Raw genomic sequence first — 17,860 nt, forward strand, 5'->3', positions numbered from 1 at the left:
CGTCGATGAAGCGAAGCTTCAGTACTGCAGTTGCGATTGCCCGCATACAGGCGGCAAGCCGTGAACGGTGCTGACGCCGATCTGTGCGCCGAGTAGTTGCAGTATCGGCGTGAGGATGGAGTCAAGCGCGTTAAAAACGGGCTTCAGCAAGGGCAACAGAATGGCCAGGACCGGGCCGACAACAAGCTGTCCAAGTACCGAGCCCAGGAGAGTCTGAGCGCCGAACACTTTAAGCGTCAAACCGGTCGGGCTGGAAAGCTGTGTCGCCAGGCCGAGCGTTGCGTTGTATAACACGCCCCCTACCTGGTTCGAATTGGTATTCTGATAGTCGTCAGCATTTCCGGAAATACCGTCGAACGCCATGTTCACAGCACTCGATGCCGGCACTGTCGCCGGAAGACCTGCCGCAGTCGTGATGGTCAATACATTAAACACGTTGATCAACGTCGCGGGCGAACAACTAAACGGTGTCGCTGCGAAAGGATTGGTGATCGAATCCCCCACGCAAACCTGCGCGATACCAGTCTGGACACCAACCACCGAATTGCTTGCCGCCTGCGTCGAGGCACATTGTGTTGAAACCAGCCAGGCTTGTCCCGGCGCCACGGCAATGTTCACAGGCAGATAAAGGGCTGGTGAGCCCAGTCCGAGGGCGGCAAGCGCCGGCACCTGGCCGAGGGAGACTTTTATGGACGCCAGCAACTGTGCCGAACTGGCCACCGTGCGCCACGCGCCAGCCGGCGTCTTGCCGGCCTCGCCGACCGCCAGCACCGGCGGCTGGATGATCTGGACCTGCAGCGACGCAGTCGCCACGCCCAGGTTGAGCGCGGTTCCCACATTGATAGCCGCCTTCCCCGCTTGCGCAACCTCGGCGGTGACCATCAACGCATCGAACGGACTGATGGTGGCGTGCAAGGCGGATTGTGTATCGGCTAGACCGATTTGCAGCAGCCCCGCCGAGCCGTTTACCGCGCCTATCGCCAACGTCCCCGAACCCTGGATGTTCGCGTTGACAATGGTCTGCAACGCGCCCACCGCCGCCGACAAATTCGCGTTCAGCACATGGGTATTCTGCAATGCGGTGAGCGTCAACTTGGCGATCTGGGCCGCGGTGAGATTCAGTGCAAGCAACTGATTCACGGTGCCGACGCCCGCCGCCGTTACCAGGTCGCCGATTTCGATCCGCGATTGCGCAAGCCCCGCATAGCCCGCCGCCGATATCTGCAACGAGTTGATATTCGTCCCCAGCATGGAGTTCAACAAGCCGGTGATGACTGTTGGATCGACGCTTGCCGTAGTCGTGCCAATACTGAACGCGCCCACGTTGATGGCCTGCGCGGTCGCTGTCGCCGTGACCATGCGTCCCGGTCCGGCAAAGAAGTACGGCACTTGCTTCGCCACGGTGACCTGTACCGCGTTCGCGGGCGTACCGGCTGCAGCGAAGTAGGTCGGTCCGGCGTAGAGCGTCGAGTCCCAACGGCCGCATGTCGTCGTGATCGTGTTGCTTGTTCCCGAAGCCGTGAAGCCGTTCGCACCGGCGCTTCCCGCAGCGGTTGCCGGAGCCCTCGAACAGGCGTCATCGATAACCTGCACGCCTGCGCTCGCCGCCAGATCCGCCACGCCCTGCAACAGGCGTCGTTGATAGAACACGTTGCCAATATCGATAACGCCCAGCAAGATGACCGCTGCGACCAGCCAGATCGAGGCGATGACGCTCGCAATCCCGCGCTGACGGCGGCGGGATACGGGTCCGGTCGTTATCGATGAGCGGCGCATGTCAGTTCTGTGCTCCGCCACCCGATCCAGCACCCACCTCGCCCACCGACGAATTCAGTTGCGCCGGAATCGGATGATCGAATGACTTGAGGTATCGGCGAAACGCGGCATCGGCCTCGACGCCGAGCATGGGCTGTGCGGGCGCCGCAAGGTGGCCCTCACGCTGCATTGCGAGCCACGCGACAGTTGAATCGCCTATGCGCGTCACAGGCGCCTCGACTGGCTGCTCCATGACGGGCGGCTGCGCAACGGTCTCGTACTGCGGTTGTGCCTGCGATTGCGGCTGCGCTTGCGCTTGCGCGGTCAAAGGCGTTTGAACTTGCGTCTGTGCCAGAACGGGTGACGCAAACGGCAACACGCCAATTGCGATCGCAATCATGATCGCGTTATTGCGCATCGATCGAATCCTGTTCATAAGCTTCCCCTTAACGCGCAACGAGTTGCGGCTGGATTGCCGCCGTCGCGCCAGATTGACCGAATGCCTGGCCGCCCAGCGTCTGCGTCAGCGGCAATTGCGCATGAAGCAGCGAATCGACCGTCTGCGGCGCGTTCGATACCGGCACGCGCGCGCGCTCGGTCGTCGCGGCAGCCACCGCCGCGACGCGTGCTCGCGACGCCTGTGTGGAAGCTGCGGTGATCCGCTGGGCATCGGTGCGAATCGCCTGCTGTACTTCCGGCGAAAATTTCTGTTGTGCGATCAGACCTTGGGCTGCGGCCGGCTGTCCGTCGACCAATAGAAACAACGCAACGTTGCTCAGGATCTTCGGGTTGTTCTGCGCAAGCTCAGCGGCTTTCATCAGCGGCACACGGGCGCCGGCGATATCGCCGAGACACAGGCGTGCATACGCGAGATCGGAAAGCGTGAGCGCATCGGTAGGTTCGAGGCGCGATGCGGCATCGAGAGATTCGGATGCCTTACTGAAGTCGCCCGCGCTTCCCGCAAGCAGACCCAGTCCACGATATCCGCGAGCCGCAAGCGGCGTATTGATGAGCTTCGTATAGGCATCGGCGCTGGCTTGCGACTGGCCGGTCTGGCGCAAGGCGTCGGCGCGCAGCAAGATGGTATCGGGGGTGGAACCATATTGTCTTTCGTACGCATCGATATGCGCCAGCGATGCATAAAACAATCCTTGCGACTGCATCTTGTCGATCAGCGCGAGATACATGCCGGGTGTATCGGGCGCATCCTGCTTCTGTTGTGACTGACGCACTGCAGCCTCGCGTTCAGCCTGGATGCCGACGCCATATCCGCTGTCGATCTTCGACGCGCAGCCACCCAAAGCGGCCAAACCGCCACTTGCAAGAACCATCAATACGATTGCAGCATTTCTCATGACTCACTCTCTTCAACGTCATTCGACGTCATTTGTGCAGCGTGGACAGCGAGTGGAACACAGCAATGAACCCCGGCCCCGCGGTGATGATCAACAGCGCGGGCAGCAAAGTCACGACCATGACGCCGGTCATCTTCACCGTCAGCGCTCCGATGCGTTCCCGCAATGTCGCCCGGCGCGATTCGCGCAACCGGTCGCCGAACTGGCGCAGTGGCTCCTGAACGGCGCCCCCGTGTTTATCGACCTGGATCACGAGACGCATCACGGCCGTCAGGTCGTCGTTTTCATAGCTGGTGGAAAGACGGTTCAGCGATTGCTCGCGCGTGCGTCCCGTGTTGAATTGCCGATGCGCGAGCGCCAGTTCCGTCGATAACACCGGCAGCACAGTCGCAAAGTCACTGATCATGACCTGCAGGGTCTGATCCAGCGAAAGTCCCACGCCCTGCAGCAGGCGCAACAGGTCCACGAACATCGGCAACTCGCCGACGACCGCGCGCTGACGCGCCTTTGCGCGACGCCGGATGAGCCACTTTGGCAACATGAAGCCCGTGGCAAGCGCGCCAGACATCCACAACGCGACGCGCGGCTCGCCGCTGCGCCAGATGACCATAATCAGCGGCAACACCACAGAGCATCCGATCCGCGCCGCGAAAAAGCGCGCGCGTGCGGTGTTGTCGAGGAAACCGCAGCGTTCGAGCAAGCGGCGATCTTCATCGGCAACCACGATTTTTCCGAGCGGCGTGTCAAGCCATCGCGCAGCGGTTCGGCTCAGCGTCTGTACTATCCGGTCGAGGCTCGTAAGCCGTGATTTGTCCGTTTCGTCAGATACTTTGGGATCCTTCCTTTCATTCGATGCAGGCGTGGCTGCGCGTGCAGCAGCCGCGCTTGCGGCGCGCTGGTCGAGCGCATGGTCGAGGGTGCGCACGCTGCGGCGATTACGGCCGAGACCGGCGAACACGAGCAGTCCGATCAGCGCACAAGCTGCCGAACCGCACATCAGCGCAACAACGAAGAATGAGTCTGCGTCCATGTCAATCCTTCAGCCGTGCAAGCGAATAAAGCAGGAAAACACCAAGCAACTGCAGTCCAATTGCGACGAACACCAGGCGCTGGCCGACGGGATCAGCCCACATTGCGGCGAAGTACGACGGGTTGGACACGATCACGAAGCCGCCGACCACAACCGGCAGCAAGCCAAGCACCCATGACGACAAACGTGTCTCGGTGGTGAGCGCAACCAGTTCGCGTTCGGCTTGCTCGAGATCGCGCATCAGCGCGGCCATGCGGTCGAGCATGACGTCGGAGCGCCCGCCATAACGCACCGACACCCTCAGCACAGAGCCGACCAGCTCGAGTTCGCGGACGCGGTAGACGAGCGCCACGTGCTTGAGCGCGACATCGATGTCCACGCCCGAGCGCAACATGCGCGATACGCGATCGAGGCATTCCCGCAAAGGTGTATCGGTCGTGGTGAGCGCCGCCTGGAACGAGGCCGGCACGCTGTTGCCGATGATGATCAGGCGCACGATGCCATCGAGGAAAACAGGCAATTGCCGCGCAATGCGCTGGTAGCGTTTTTGCGCGCGCCACGAAAGCGCCGCGTAAAGACACACGCCGCTGACAACGACAAACCCCGCTCCCAAAAGCCAATTCGTTCTCAAGCCAATAGTGATCGCGCCGGCCACGAACACAGTACCCGCGATCAGGAAAAGCACACGTGGATTCGCAACGCCCGCGCGGCTCATCAGGTTGCCGGACGCATACATCCAACGCTCGCGCTGATGCTTTACGTGTTCACGAAGGCCACGCGGCACGCTCCGCGAGGGCATCGTGGGCGGTGCATTGACACGCGGCCGCTGAGCCGGCGGCGCATTGGACGGCTGCATGACGCCTTGTACGGAGGCCACACGCCGGCCGACGAACTGGTCCGTCATCGCGCGATTACGCGAGTCCTGCGAGCGCTGCCACAGCAACAACCCGCCCGCTGCGCACAACAGCGCGACCATCAGCACGAAGCCGATACCGCTAGACATTGAAGCCCCCGCCCGAGCGTCCGAAACCGCGGCCAAACCCGTCGTTGAAACCGTCGCGTTCGCGCATGTCGTTGCCGAGCGCCTGCCGGTACTTCGCGAGCTTCGGCGAACTCGGATGAATGCCGAGCGACACCCAGTTGTCCTGTTCCTCGCCGCCTTCGAGCAAGACGGGTTCGTATCTGTACAACTCCTGCGTCGCGACAATGTTGTCGGAAAGCCCTGTAACCTCGGTGACCGACAGGATCCGTCTGCGCCCGTTGGAAAGCCGGCCAATCTGCACAATGAAGTCGATCGCGTTCGCGATCTGCCGGCGCAAGCTCGATTCGGTGCCCTGAAAACCGGCGAACCCCGCCAGCATCTCCAGCCGGTAAAGACATTCACGCGCCGAACTTGCGTGCACGGTGCCCATGGAACCGTCGTGGCCGGTGTTCATCGCCTGGAGCATTTCGAGCACTTCGCCGCCGCGCACTTCACCCACGATGATCCTGTCCGGCCGCATCCGCAACGTGTTGCGCAAGAGGTCGCGGATCGACACCACGCCCGCGCCGTCGAACCCGCCGGGCCGGCTTTCGAGGCGCACCACATGCGGATGATTGAGCGAGAGTTCTGCCGTGTCCTCGATCGTCACCACGCGTTCATGCTTTGGAATGAAGAATGCAAGTGCGTTGAGCAAGGACGTCTTGCCCGAACTCGTTCCTCCCGAGACCAGCACGTTGCATCGTGCGGCGACTGCTGCGTCGAGCAAACCGCTGATCTCCTGATTGAACGTGCCGTTGGCAAGCAGATCGTCAGGGCGCAATGGATCGCGGCGAAACTTGCGTATCGATACAACTGGTCCATCCAGCGACAACGGCTCGATCACCACGTTCACGCGGCCACCGTCGGGCAGGCGTGCATCGACCATTGGGTTCGATTCATCCAGCCGCCGCCCGATAGGCGCCAGAATCCGCCGCACGATGCGCAGCAGATGCGCGTTGTCGGCAAACCGCACGGGGATTTTAGCGAGCATGCCGTGACGCGATACATAGACATCGTCAAAGCCGTTGATCAGAATGTCCTCGACGGCGGGGTCCGCGAGCAGATCCTCGATCGGCCCGAAACCCGCGAGTTCCTTCGTCAACGCCTCGCCAACCAGACGCACTTCGCTTTCGTTCAACGGAATGCGCCGCATGCGCACGAAGCCGTCTATCTCGAGGTCGACAAACTGTTGGATCGCCTGACGCGACCATCGTCCGAACTCTGCGCCGAGTTCCTCGATGCGCGTAAGCAGATGTTCGTGGGCCGCGTGCTTGATGTCCTGGAACTGCTGCGTGTGCGCAAACGAAGTGGCGTCGTCGGAGAATTCGATGTCTTTTGCCATCTTCTATGACCGCTTTTTAAAAGTGGAAAGGAACCGCTTGACGCTGCTCGCCGCGTCGGTGGACGCAACGGGTGTTGCGCTCTCCGGTACAGACCCTGGCGCACCCGCTTCCGGCGCTTTGCCGCCGCCAAGACGCGCGAGCAGACCATCTAGCGCCCGCACGTACGGATCGCGCTCGGCAATATCCGCGAGCAATTGTCCCTGGTTCACGGCTCGCCCCAGCGCCTGCGTGCGCGAGGGCAACACTGCAAGCAACGGCAAGCCCAGCCGCTCGGCGATCTGGTCGGCGCCGAAATGCAGCGTCGCGTCGAACTTGTTCACGACCAGATGCATTTTTTGCGGTGCATCTGTCTGCGACTGCGCGTCATGTTCGCGTATTCCTTCGAGCAGTTCGACAGCCGACACTGCCGACGCCACGTTCGGGTCGCAGACGAGCCACACGTTGTCCGCGGCTTGCACGACCTGGCTGATGAATTCAAGGTTGGTGAAGCCGCCGAGGTCCACCAGTTGATGATCGAAAAACGTCCGCAACCGGTTGAGCAAACTGACCGCCGATGCATACGACACCTCGCGCATGGAGGCAAGGTCTGTCGGCAACGTGGTGACGGCAAGACCACTCGCGTGACGGCCAAACGCGGTATGTACGAAGGTCTGGTCGAAGCGGCGCAGATTGCGCACGGCATCGACGAAATTGAATTCGCTTTGGGTGTCGAGCAGCACGGAACTGTCCGCGGCGGGAATGCCGAGGTCGAGCAGCGCCGCAGTTTTCAACGCAGTGACATCGCGCTTTTGCAGCTTGACCGCGAGGTTTGCGGCCAGCGTGCTGACGCCCACGCCTATACGCGCGCCGAGTAGCACCGTAATTTTTCCGTGGCGGTTCGCGGTGCGCTGGGTTTGCGCAGACAGGCTCGCCTGTTCCAGCAATTGCTGCGTGATCCGGGCTGCTTCTGCGGGATCGCCATCCATATCGATGAAATCACGCACGCCTGCACGCAGCGCTGCAACCGCGCTGTCGGAGCCTTGCAGCGATCCCAGCGCGACGATCGCGAGGCCCGGAAAGGCATCGCGCACGGCGGCGGCCATGGCTGTTGCGCTTTCCGCGCTTGCCTGCGGCGCTTCGAGCGGCGCCCGTCCGAAGTCGATAAAAACCAGCGACGTGCCAAGTGTCACGATCTTGGGTACGAGCGCAACTGGATCGAATGGCACATGCTCGATCTGGCCCAACGTCCCGAGCGCACGCGTGAGCCACGCACGTCGTCCTGCATCCGCGCAGACGCACAGGAAGCGCGTGTTTTGCACCCGTGTTTCAACCTCAGTCAAGGAAAGTACTCTCGCGTTCATCGCGCGCACCTCTGCTGGTTTCCACCGCTGGAATATCTCTGCCCTTGCGCTTCATTTTGAAAATCCCGGCGCCATATCGCTCGACGCCACACCGCCCATGAACGAGCGCCACACCGGTCCGTCGCGCTGCTCGGATTGCTCGCCCGGCGTGCCGGGCAGCGGCGCGCCCTTGGCTATCGGCGAAACCAGGTGCGGCGTCACGACGATCACCAGCTCGCGATCGTTTTGCGTGTATTGCAGGGTCTTGAAGAACGAACCGATGATCGGAAGATCGCCGAGCATCGGCACCTTGTCGACGTTCGACATCGTCTCGCGATCGATGAGACCGCCTATCACGTAGCTCTCGCCATCGCCGAGCTCGACGGTTGTATCGGCGCGCCGCGTGGTGATCGCAGGCACCGAAATGCCGTTGATGGTCAGCGCGTGCTGGAAGTCGAGCTGGCTCGCCTCAGGCGCTACCTTCAGCGCGATGCGATTCGCTCCAAGCACGGTCGGCGTGACCGTCAGGCCGATCCCGTACGGCTTGTAGATGATGCTGATCGTGCCTAGCGTCTGCGGCACCGGCACCGGGATCTCGCCGCCCGCGAGAAAACTCGCGCTCTGGCCGGACAACGCGACGAGCGTCGGTTCAGCCAGGACCCGCGCGAGATTGTTCGACTCCAGCAAGCTAAGGTTGGCGAAGATGCCGCGCGTGCCCAGGTTGACGATGAGGTTGAAGGCGCTGCTGACGGGCGATGTTCCCTGGACCTGCAGGTTGGTCGTCGCACCGCCTGTGTAGGACGTCAGCGATGAAGGAGAGAACGTCCCGAATGCAAACGCGTTGTTTTGCTTGAAGAGGTTGAAGCCTGCTTGCTTCAGCACCGACTTGCTGAACTCGACGACCTTCACGTCTACCTGGACCACGGGGCGCACGGCCACCGTGGATGCATCGTAGACGCCTCCGCCTTTAGTTGCGCTTGCGGCTGCATCGGACGATCCATTGTCCTGCTTTCCAGCGTCTTTCGAGTCGGAGCCAGCCGCGCCGTCCGCGGACTTGCCTATCGCATCCTTCGCCACCGCCAGCGCCCGCTGATGCGATTCCACGTTCGCAGCAGACCCGGTGAGAACCGCCGTGCCACCCAGCACATCAACCGCCGGTGTATCGCTGCCAAGCAACTTGCGCGCGGCCTGCGTGGTGACGTTGACAGTGAAGGTGCGCGGCTGCGTGCTGCCCTTCTCCCACAGCATCATTTCCGTGCGTCCCGCGCTTTTCCCGACCAGCAACAAGCCGCTGTTGACGCCGCCGCTGCTCTTGAGCCAAAGAACATCGGCGACGGCGGGGTCCCCCACTGCGACGCGTTGCAACGCGTGCCCAGGCGCGATCTGCCGCTGTGCGCCAACCGCGATATCGAGCACGCGGGGAACAGGTTCCGGTGCGTTGTCCGCGCTCGTGGCACGTGTGGTTTTTGCATCGACCATGCCTCCCGGCGCAACGGCGCACAGACAGGCCAGCATGGCGAACAACATTCCCCGCATGCTGCGAGCACACTGCCTTCGAACAGAACCTTTGGTTTTCGTCATTTTTTATATCGACTGCGTACTGCGTTGTCGCCACACGGCGGCATGGCCCCGAACTTCCATTTACTTATTCGCACTTCTAACCACATTAACGTCACACGCAATGCTTTTCAGTAGGCAATCTTTTCCCTACGCGAGCCGCGGATCAATTCCAGATCGTTCGATGCCGCCTGAACCCGAGGCGCCTTGAAAGCCGCTGTGGCCGGCACCGGCGGCCACGAGGGAATTTGCTTCGGCGGTTGCGCTCCAGTCCCGCCCGCAAGCGCCTGCAACGACAAACCCGCGGCTGCGCGTCCTTTGCCATCGTTCGTAATCCTGAGCGATGCCAGAAACGGCGCCATCGCTGCAGGCTCTGTCACGTCGTTATCGGCGGGATTGCGCAGCGCGAGAACCAGGCGGCCGGCGCCTTCAGCAAGCGTCAATGCATCGATGTCGGCCGTGCGCACCGCCAGCACCGCGGTCCGTGCCCCACCACCGGCGCTCGAGGCGCGCGTTGCGCTCGACGCGGCATCAGCGCTATCCGATGTACCGGGCAGCGTGGCATCGCCGAAACTCAGTACACGTACCCTCGACAACAAAAGTCGCGCCTGCGTGGCCGCGACCTCGGCGTCGGTGCCGGGACCCGCGCTCATATCGCGCTTGAGCATGAAAAACACATCGACGAAATTGCCCGGCCGCACGCGATTGCCTACGGCGTTACCTTCGTCGATGCGCACCGCGACAGCCCGCTCGCCGGGTGCGATGGCATCGGCGAGTCCGGTGGTAAGGCTGGCTTCGGTGATCGTCGTGTTCGCGGCAACCGCAGTAAGCGGCACGCGGCCGACCAATGGTGCGGCATCGCCGAACTCGCCTGCACCACGCGATGGCGCCATGCGCAAGGTCAGCGCATCGGCTTCTATCGGTTTGCCTGCAGGCAAGTCACGCGAAGCCACGACTACGGGAAAGCTTGCCTGCCCTTGCACGACAGGCGCAATCGTCGCGGGCGCACGGCGCGAAAGCGACCAGGCAAAAATGCCGAGCAGCACTGCAAGCGCGATCAGACTTCCAGCAAGGATACGAGTGATATTGGCCATGTTCATGTTCGTTCGGGGCGCGCTTGGCGCTCAGAACAGGTTCTCCGGGTTCAGTTGCACCATGGCGTTTGCGGTAAGCGTGGTCGGCGTTGGCAAGCCGATAAGCGGCAAGACAGGCACGAGCGGCTTGCTCCCGTAGTCGTAGTTGAGCGAGACCTTCACGCATTGCATCGATGCATCGAACGTACAGGGCGCGTAGGTTGCCGTGCATGGCGTGGTGGTCGCGATCCAGTTCACGAGTCCGGTCGCCGTAGCACAGGCCGCGCTTGCACGCAGCGTGAGCGCGCTTGCTGCACTGGTCGCATTCGGCTGAAACTTCAACGCGGCGCGCGCTCCTTCCGATGCCGCAAGCGCCAGCGATTGCTTAGCGGCGAAGATGATGCTGTAGGTGACGATCGCGTAGAAAATCAGGAAAAACAGCGGGAAGATGAGCGCGAACTCCACGGCCGTGCTGCCGCGTTGTCCCCGCTGTTGCTGTCGTGCAGACACGGCTCGCTTCAGATGTTTCATCGCGCGGCCCCGAGTGCATTCAGTGCGAAACTCGCCAACGCCGATACCGCGAGCAAGGCAGCGTACGGCGTCGCGCGGCGGCCACCGACCATGAAAGTCGCACGATGTACACGTTCGTTGCCGCCAACGGCGCCAGCGACATGTGCCGCGTTGGTTCGCCTTGTCTTGATCATCGCGGGCACGATCAGGCAAAGCGCGTGAATGCCCGCAAAGACGCTCGTGGCCATCCATAGGCCGAGCAGTGCGTGCACGCCGCACCACGCGCCCAAGGCGGCGAATACCTTGACGTCGGCAGCGCCCATCACGCCCATCAAATAGAACGGCATGAGCGCGATAAGCCCGACTGGAAGCCCGAGCGCGGCATCCTTAAAAGCGATATGAAATGGTGAATATCCACTTGCTGCAAATGCGCACGCAAGCGCCACCCCGGCAATGACGAGCCAGTTTGGGATGCGGCGCCAAAAGCAATCGAATAAAACGACCGCGAGTGCCCAGCTAACGAATAACGCGGCGTTAATCACGATAATGATTCGCTAACGCCAGGCACAACTTTCCAATCGATTGCGTTTTATCGCATTCGAATAAAAAGCACAGCGACACGGCCGCGCATAGCCACGCTCAGCCTGCGTTAATGCGTGTTAACGCGATTAGCAGGGAGCGTCCTGTATATACCGGCACAAATGCCGATATATACAGGAGCTGATACGCAGCAAGAATGTGGCGCTCTAAGCCTGACAGCGCGAAGCCTCAGTTATCAGATCGCCGCAAGGATGGTTGCAAACACGGACGTGAGCTGTTTTGCGATCGGCGCTAACGACGCAGCCAGTGCCACTACAATGATGCCGGCAATGAGACCGTATTCGATCGCTGTAACGCCGCGTTCGTCGTTGGAGAAACGTTTGATGAAGTTCGACATGATGTTGCCCTCGGATATTTTTTAATGGCCTTAAAGCAAGTGTTCCGGCATTTTGGTGGATCGTAGCCCGCGGGTTCTCTCTTCCCCGCAGTCATGTGTCCGTATGCCTTGTTGCGCGTCTTTGCGCGCTGGTTCACTCGCTGCTTCTCTCAGGTTCTAGATATGTAATCGATGTAGCCTCCATCAGTCCGGATGTTAAATGATGCATCCATGAAACGATTTATAGCTGAACGCTATCTCGAAATCAACGGGTACGCGCAATAAATTCATTAGTTGATACCCTTGATCGGTAAGCATAGTGCAACAACAACACTTTTCGCTCAAAGGTTTGGCGTCGTTTGTAAAATTCAGTGCCTCTTCTTTCAGTGCGTTGTTAGCGTTCTCTGAATTAGCGATCTTTCTATTACGTTTTCCGACTTTGTAATGTGTCGTAATGAAAGACGGTTCACTATCTAGTTAACGGCCGGTTTGACGCCGGCTTGAGCCTAGCCAGTAGTGCAGTTACTGCAGAAAACAAGCGTCGCCGCGATTTTTAATGACCACAGCGAAACGTGTTACGTCCGCGTCCGTAACGGCATCGGTCGCACGTTACGTTACGTGACACGTTACGTTGCACACAACGCGTGGTGCCTTGATCCTGCCACCTCCCCGCAAAGCCCCACCCCGCCTTGTACCATCTGGTTAACCCGGCCACATTTCGACGTACGTCACACGGCTCCATTCAAAATGGCACGCGTCCTGCAATAAGACGATGGCAGTTCAAACACAAAACTAAATACCATCCGAGGGCGTTATGAAGACCGCACACAATCGCACGGGCGCATTGCGCGTCACCATTCTCACCGCTGCTATCGCGACCATGCTGACGCTCGGCGCATGCGGCGGGTCAGGTTCCACCAGCAAACAACTCGGCAGCTCCGGCTCGACCGGCGCAATCCCCACCACCGGTGGTGACGGAAGCACATCGGCGGGCACCGGCGGCGACGGCAGCACATCGGCAGGCACTGGCGGCGGATCAGGCGCCGGCGGCAGCGGCAGCGGATCCGGCGCGGGTGGCGGCGGTTCGGGCTCAGGCAGCGGCACTGTCGTGGGCGGCGGCGGTACGGGTGGCGGCACCGGTGGGGGCACCGGCGGCGGCACCGGTGGTGGAACTGGCGGCGGTACGGGTGGTGGAACTGGTGGTGGAACACCGACAGTGACCCCCGTTGCAGGCGTCGCCTCCAACGCGGGCAATCTCGTCACGGCGGTGGGCAATACGGTCTCCGGTCTCGGCTCGGTCGTCGGCAATGCCAGCGTTCCGGGCGTGAGCCCCGCCACGACCCAGGCGGCGGGCGACGTCGTATCGAATCTCGGCGGGGCCGTGGGCGCGCTCGGCAACGGCGTATCGCAAGGTCTTGGCCAGATCGGATCGAGCGCCAATCCTGTCGGCACGACACTCGCGAGCACGGGCAACGTCGTGCAGAAAGCAGGCGATGCAGTTTCAAGCGCAGGCGATCTGGTGACCAGTGTCGGCAGCGGCGCGCTGTCCCCGCTCGCACCGGTCACGACACCTGTCGGCACGCTGGTCAGCGGTGTCGGCGGCGCGGTCACGCAGGTCGGCGGTGCGCTCGGCACCACGTTGTCGACGGGCGCTGTCAGTCAGGTCACGCAAGGTGTCAGCACACTGATCACCCCGATCACGACGATGGCCAGTTCGCTCACGCAAACGGTCGGCTCGGCAACGGGCCTTGGCGCACCGGTCAACAACCTGCTCACCACGCTCGGCGGTACGCTGAACTTGGCGGGCCAGACGGTGGCATCGACGGGAAACAATCCGCTCGCAAGCGGCCTGGGCGGCGTCGTGTCCAGTACCGGAACGACGCTGGCATCCGCCGGCGGACTGGTCAACGGCACGCCGGGTGCAAATCCGCTGTCGCCGATCACCGGCGTCCTCACGGGCTTGACAGGCGCAACCGGCGGCGGTGGCACGGGAAGCCCGCTCTCCCCGGTGACGGGCGTTGTCAGCGGCTTGACGAATACGGTCGCTGGCCTGGGCGCTGCGCCGGGAGCCGCGGGCCCGCTTGCTCCGATTGCATCACTCGTGAGCGGCGTGACGGGTGGATTGACCAGTGTTGGCGGCACAGGCGGCGCAACGGGCGCACTGGCTCCCGTGACGGGTCTCGTCAGCGGCTTGACGGGCGCACTTGCCGGCGCAGGCGCAACGTCTGGCGGTGCGGGTTCCCTCGCTCCGGTATCAGGTCTCGTCGGCGGCTTGACGAATACCATCGGTACGGTCGCCACGGGTGTTGCCACACCGGTCGCAGGCACAGTGGGTGGCGCGACGAGCGCGCTGACCAGTGCGACCTCGGGCAGCGGCTCAGGCTCGACAGGCAACCTGCTTGCGCCGGTGACCGGTCTCGTGGGCGGCCTGACCGGAGCGTTGGGTGCGGGCACGCCCAAGTCGCCGTCGGCCGGAACGACGACGACTACGGCCGCAGTCGGCGTTGGCGTGGGTCTCTCGAGCACCACCGGCGGCACATCGAGCAGCTCACCTGCTAACCCGCTGGGCGGCGTGACCACGCTCCTCGGCGGCTTGCTCGGCGCGCATAACAAGTAAGACTGCAAACTCTGCAGCCGGGTCCATGATCCGTCGCCCTCCCCAGGTGACGGATCATGGTGAAACTTCCTTCCATACGTCCGCGCGGCGAGGAGGTACGGGTCCAGACGCCCCCTTCACGATCCCCTTCTGCGAACCTTTTGAAGCCCCGTAGCACTTTGATCTAGCCGGCGCCCTTCGCGGCGCCGGTTTTACATGGAACACAACATACGATCCATCGATGCAGCCCTCCGGCCAGACGGCGCACGACGGACACAAGATTGACGCGAGGATGACCACCCGCTACCCAAAATTTTTTGTCGGGAAAACAAAAAAACACGAAAGTTAAGGCCGCAAAGAGCCGTAATACAGAGGTCTGCAATTGCATCAGCAGCAAACGATGACGAACGCGAGCAAGACGCCGGATCGATTCGATCCTCACTCCACTCGCAGTTCGCACGATAAAAGCCAACGAGGGCCGTACCGTGAAGATCAAGGAATGGAAATGGACGCTGCTGGCCGCGGCGGTGGCGGCGCACGCCGCGCAAGCGCAGACCAGCGGGCAAGTCGCGCGCCCGTCCGTAGCGGGCAATCCGCTCGACGCGCTGCCACAAGTGAATGCGCCGCAAAAACCGCCGTCGGTTACGGTCGACGTCCAGACGCAGACGCCGCATATCCAGGAGCTGCTGGCGCGCCACCTGACGCCGCAGAAAATTCAGATCGAAGGCGCAAAGACCATTCCCTTCGATGAAATCGCCCAACGCTTCACACCGCTCGTCGGCAAGGACGTCACCATCGGCGAATTGATGGAGACCGCGAACGGCGTGACCGCGCTCTACAAGGAACGCGGTTACGCGCTCTCCTTCGCCTTCGTGCCCGCGCAAACGTTCGAGGGCGGCGTGGTCCACATTACGGTGGTTGAGGGTTACGTAGCCGACGTAAAGATAAAAGGCGACCCTGGTACTACGGAAAAACGCATTCGTGCGATCGCTGACCGGATCCGCGCCGATCGTCCGTTGAAACAGGATACGTTCGAGCGCTACGTCAACGTTCTTGGCCTCACGCCCGGCGTGAAGATCGCGGCGACCGTCGCGCCGCCGCAGACCACAGATGGCGCCACCTCGCTCGAACTCGATGTCGACCGCAAGCCGTTCAACTTTGCAACGGGTATCGACATGAATCACCCGGGCTTGCAAGGCATTGTGAGCGCAACCGAAAACGGCCTGCTGGGACAAGGCGAGACCATTGGCGCGTCGGCGTTGTTGCCGAAAGGCCGCAACGATCAAACCTACTTCGCAGTCAACGGCGCACTGCCCATAGGCACGGACGGTTTCACCGCAAAGGTCGATGCTTCGCATTACTACGGTCATCCCGTCGATAACCCCGGCCTGCCATCCTTCGTCGAGCGCACCGTGGTCAACGACAAAGTCGGCTTGTCGGCGTCGTATCCGTTCATTCTGAGCAATTCGCGCAGCCTGGTCGGAACGGCCGGCGCATACGCGTCGCATGACGAAGACCGCTTCAAGAACACGATAACGGGCGCGCTGCTTGGACAGCGTTCGCAAGTCCGCGTGACGACGCTGCAGCTCGACTACACCGGCGTAGACACCGGCACCGTGCGGCGCGCAAGCATCAACGTGGCGAAGGCGTTCGATGTACTGGGCGCATCGAAGACGGCGGAAACCAACATTCCCGGCGTTGTCACGATCAACCCGATTTCGCTCACCTTCGTGCGCACGGGCGCGACGATTTCGCAAACCAACGAATGGCCGTACAAGATCGGCACGTCGATCGCCGCGACCGGACAATACAGCCCGGACTCGCTGCCGACGTCCGAGCAGATTGCGTTCGGCGGCCAACGTTTCGCACTCGGTTATCAGCCGGGCGAAGTGTCGGGCGATTCCGGCTGGGCGGCATCGGCCGAAGTGAACCGGCCGTTCGCCATCGGGCTTGCGTTCATGAAGAGCGTCACGCCCTACGTTTCAGTCGACACCGCCCATGTGTACCTGCACGGCGGCACGGCGAAACCGAGCCGGCTGGCATCGGTGGGCGTGGGCTTCCGCGTGTCCGATGCGAAGTACTACAGCCTGGATTTATCACTCGCAAAACCGGTGGGCGATGCCCCCGTAGAAGGCAACGGTTCTCGCAGCCCGCGGGTGAACGCGACGTTCTCCTACCAGTTCAACTGAGCGGTACCCAGGGCATGCATGGCACACGCGTGGTGTGCCATGCATGCCCGCCATGAACCAACTAGAGGAAGTCCTATCAAACGTCCTTGTTGCTTTGACGTATTCTGTGCGCCAAACAATGGCGCATGAAGCGGCCAGCACATCAAGAGACGTTTCACCTCCAGGAGGAAGCATGACGAGTACGACTGAGCGCGCGCATCGGCAATTCAAACGCATCTTGCTGGCCGGCGCATTGCTCGCATCGGCTGCAAGTACGCTTGCACAGGCGGCATCGCCGGCGGGACTCTGGCAAACCATCGACGATGCAACCGGCCAGCCCAAAGCCGTGGTTCAAATCGTCCAGGAAAGCGACGGCACGCTTTCCGGCAAGATTCTCGAGGGGATTGGCAGCAACAATGACCCTACCCGCCGGTGCACAGCCTGCACCGATTCACGCAAGGATCAATTGGTCAAGGGCATGACGATCATCAACGGCATGAAGCCTGATGGCGATGCGTGGGATGGTGGCCAGATTCTCGACCCGGAGAACGGCAAGTCGTACAAGTGCAAGATGCATCTCGACGACGACGGCCAGAAGCTCGTGGTCCGCGGATATATTGGGGTGTCGCTGCTCGGGCGCTCGCAGACCTGGATCAGGCAGCAATAAACTTGTGCGGCTTTGATGCATAAAAACCCGGCTGCAGATTCAGATCTACAGCCGGGTTTCTAATTGCAGGATTACGCTGCGCGACGCGCGCCGTCGGTGTAATCTGCCGGCGCCGGATTGGGCGCCTGCACGATCGGAACGAACACCACACGGGCATCACCATTCACTGATGCGCCAGTTACCGGATCGGCTACGTGATCGCCAAGGCCTGCGGGCAGTTCAACTGGCACGCGCATACGCGATGTCATCAGCGAATACAGACCTTCACTCGCGCCGCCAAACAACTGCTGCATCACACGAGCCAGTACGCCCGAATCATGCCACGCCTTGAAGCGGCGATGACACGTCTGGTACGACGGATATTTGCGCGGCAGCGTGGACCATGAAGCGCCGCTGTACATCACCCAGAGCACGCCGTTGAGCACGGCGCGGGTGTTGGCGAGCGGCCGGCCGCGCAACTCTGAACGGGGACGCAATTCGGGCAGAAGCGGCGCCACCAATTGCCATTCTTCGTCGGACATATCGCGGTAAGGCTTCATGGTTTCCTCCA

16 protein-coding genes are annotated in these 17,860 nt (G+C 61.7%); 3 read left to right on the forward strand and 13 right to left on the reverse strand.

What is annotated here, in order from left to right; all coding sequences use genetic code 11:
- Positions 1–18: 18 nt before the first annotated feature.
- From AXG89_RS14890 to AXG89_RS14945, 12 genes are all read right to left on the reverse strand, one after another.
- The gene (locus tag AXG89_RS14890; protein WP_062170059.1) at positions 19–1,776 is read right to left on the reverse strand and encodes a TadG family pilus assembly protein; all 1,758 of its coding nucleotides are present in this window, start codon (positions 1,774–1,776) and stop codon (positions 19–21) included.
- A gap of 1 nt (position 1,777) precedes the next feature.
- On the reverse strand, positions 1,778–2,191 hold the full coding sequence (locus AXG89_RS14895; protein ID WP_082771431.1) for a DUF3613 domain-containing protein: 414 nt from the start codon (positions 2,189–2,191) through the stop codon (positions 1,778–1,780).
- 10 nt (positions 2,192–2,201) lie between these two features.
- Entirely contained in the window at positions 2,202–3,110 is a 909-nt protein-coding gene (locus AXG89_RS14900) for a hypothetical protein (RefSeq protein ID WP_061999621.1), read from the reverse strand.
- A 28-nt stretch (positions 3,111–3,138) separates the two neighbouring features.
- Positions 3,139–4,140 carry a type II secretion system F family protein gene (locus AXG89_RS14905; protein ID WP_062170061.1) on the reverse strand — a complete coding sequence of 334 codons (1,002 nt, stop codon included), beginning with the start codon at positions 4,138–4,140 and terminating at the stop codon, positions 3,139–3,141.
- 1 nt (position 4,141) lies between these two features.
- Complete coding sequence (locus tag AXG89_RS14910) at positions 4,142–5,143, reverse strand: type II secretion system F family protein (protein WP_062170062.1); 1,002 nt, start codon at positions 5,141–5,143, stop codon at positions 4,142–4,144.
- The gene (locus AXG89_RS14915; protein WP_062170063.1) at positions 5,136–6,503 is read right to left on the reverse strand and encodes a CpaF family protein; all 1,368 of its coding nucleotides are present in this window, start codon (positions 6,501–6,503) and stop codon (positions 5,136–5,138) included. Before AXG89_RS14915 ends, AXG89_RS14910 begins: the two co-directional genes overlap by 8 nt.
- A 3-nt stretch (positions 6,504–6,506) precedes the next feature.
- Positions 6,507–7,844 carry an AAA family ATPase gene (locus tag AXG89_RS14920; RefSeq protein WP_061999625.1) on the reverse strand — a complete coding sequence of 446 codons (1,338 nt, stop codon included), beginning with the start codon at positions 7,842–7,844 and terminating at the stop codon, positions 6,507–6,509.
- 51 nt (positions 7,845–7,895) lie between these two features.
- The gene (locus tag AXG89_RS14925; protein ID WP_442861738.1) at positions 7,896–9,404 is read right to left on the reverse strand and encodes a type II and III secretion system protein family protein; all 1,509 of its coding nucleotides are present in this window, start codon (positions 9,402–9,404) and stop codon (positions 7,896–7,898) included.
- 107 nt (positions 9,405–9,511) lie between these two features.
- Positions 9,512–10,474, reverse strand: coding sequence for a Flp pilus assembly protein CpaB (gene cpaB / locus AXG89_RS14930; RefSeq protein WP_062170064.1), 963 nt, complete (start codon positions 10,472–10,474; stop codon positions 9,512–9,514).
- Between the two features lie 30 nt (positions 10,475–10,504).
- On the reverse strand, positions 10,505–10,975 hold the full coding sequence (locus AXG89_RS14935; protein WP_062170640.1) for a TadE/TadG family type IV pilus assembly protein: 471 nt from the start codon (positions 10,973–10,975) through the stop codon (positions 10,505–10,507).
- A gap of 5 nt (positions 10,976–10,980) precedes the next feature.
- Positions 10,981–11,505: an A24 family peptidase gene (locus tag AXG89_RS14940; RefSeq protein WP_305954645.1), complete on the reverse strand. Its 525-nt coding sequence runs from the start codon at positions 11,503–11,505 to the stop codon at positions 10,981–10,983.
- Positions 11,506–11,738: 233 nt separating this feature from the next.
- Positions 11,739–11,900, reverse strand: coding sequence for a Flp family type IVb pilin (locus tag AXG89_RS14945; protein ID WP_075359793.1), 162 nt, complete (start codon positions 11,898–11,900; stop codon positions 11,739–11,741).
- A 793-nt stretch (positions 11,901–12,693) separates the two neighbouring features.
- On the opposite strand from AXG89_RS14945, the gene AXG89_RS14950 reads away from it, so the two are divergent.
- The 3 genes from AXG89_RS14950 to AXG89_RS14960 all read left to right on the forward strand — a co-directional run bounded on the left by AXG89_RS14950 (position 12,694) and on the right by AXG89_RS14960 (position 17,310).
- Entirely contained in the window at positions 12,694–14,496 is a 1,803-nt protein-coding gene (locus tag AXG89_RS14950; RefSeq protein WP_062170065.1) for a collagen-like triple helix repeat-containing protein, read from the forward strand.
- A 464-nt stretch (positions 14,497–14,960) separates the two neighbouring features.
- The gene (locus AXG89_RS14955) at positions 14,961–16,664 is read left to right on the forward strand and encodes a ShlB/FhaC/HecB family hemolysin secretion/activation protein (protein WP_062170066.1); all 1,704 of its coding nucleotides are present in this window, start codon (positions 14,961–14,963) and stop codon (positions 16,662–16,664) included.
- 172 nt (positions 16,665–16,836) lie between these two features.
- Complete coding sequence (locus AXG89_RS14960; RefSeq protein WP_061999629.1) at positions 16,837–17,310, forward strand: DUF2147 domain-containing protein; 474 nt, start codon at positions 16,837–16,839, stop codon at positions 17,308–17,310.
- 71 nt (positions 17,311–17,381) lie between these two features.
- Here the strand turns inward: AXG89_RS14960 and AXG89_RS14965 are convergent, their stop codons facing one another.
- Complete coding sequence (locus AXG89_RS14965) at positions 17,382–17,849, reverse strand: transposase (RefSeq protein WP_119024643.1); 468 nt, start codon at positions 17,847–17,849, stop codon at positions 17,382–17,384.
- Between the last annotated feature and the right edge of the window lie 11 nt (positions 17,850–17,860).

The organism is Burkholderia sp. PAMC 26561 (assembly GCF_001557535.2).
Taxonomy (GTDB): Bacteria; Pseudomonadota; Gammaproteobacteria; order Burkholderiales; family Burkholderiaceae; genus Caballeronia.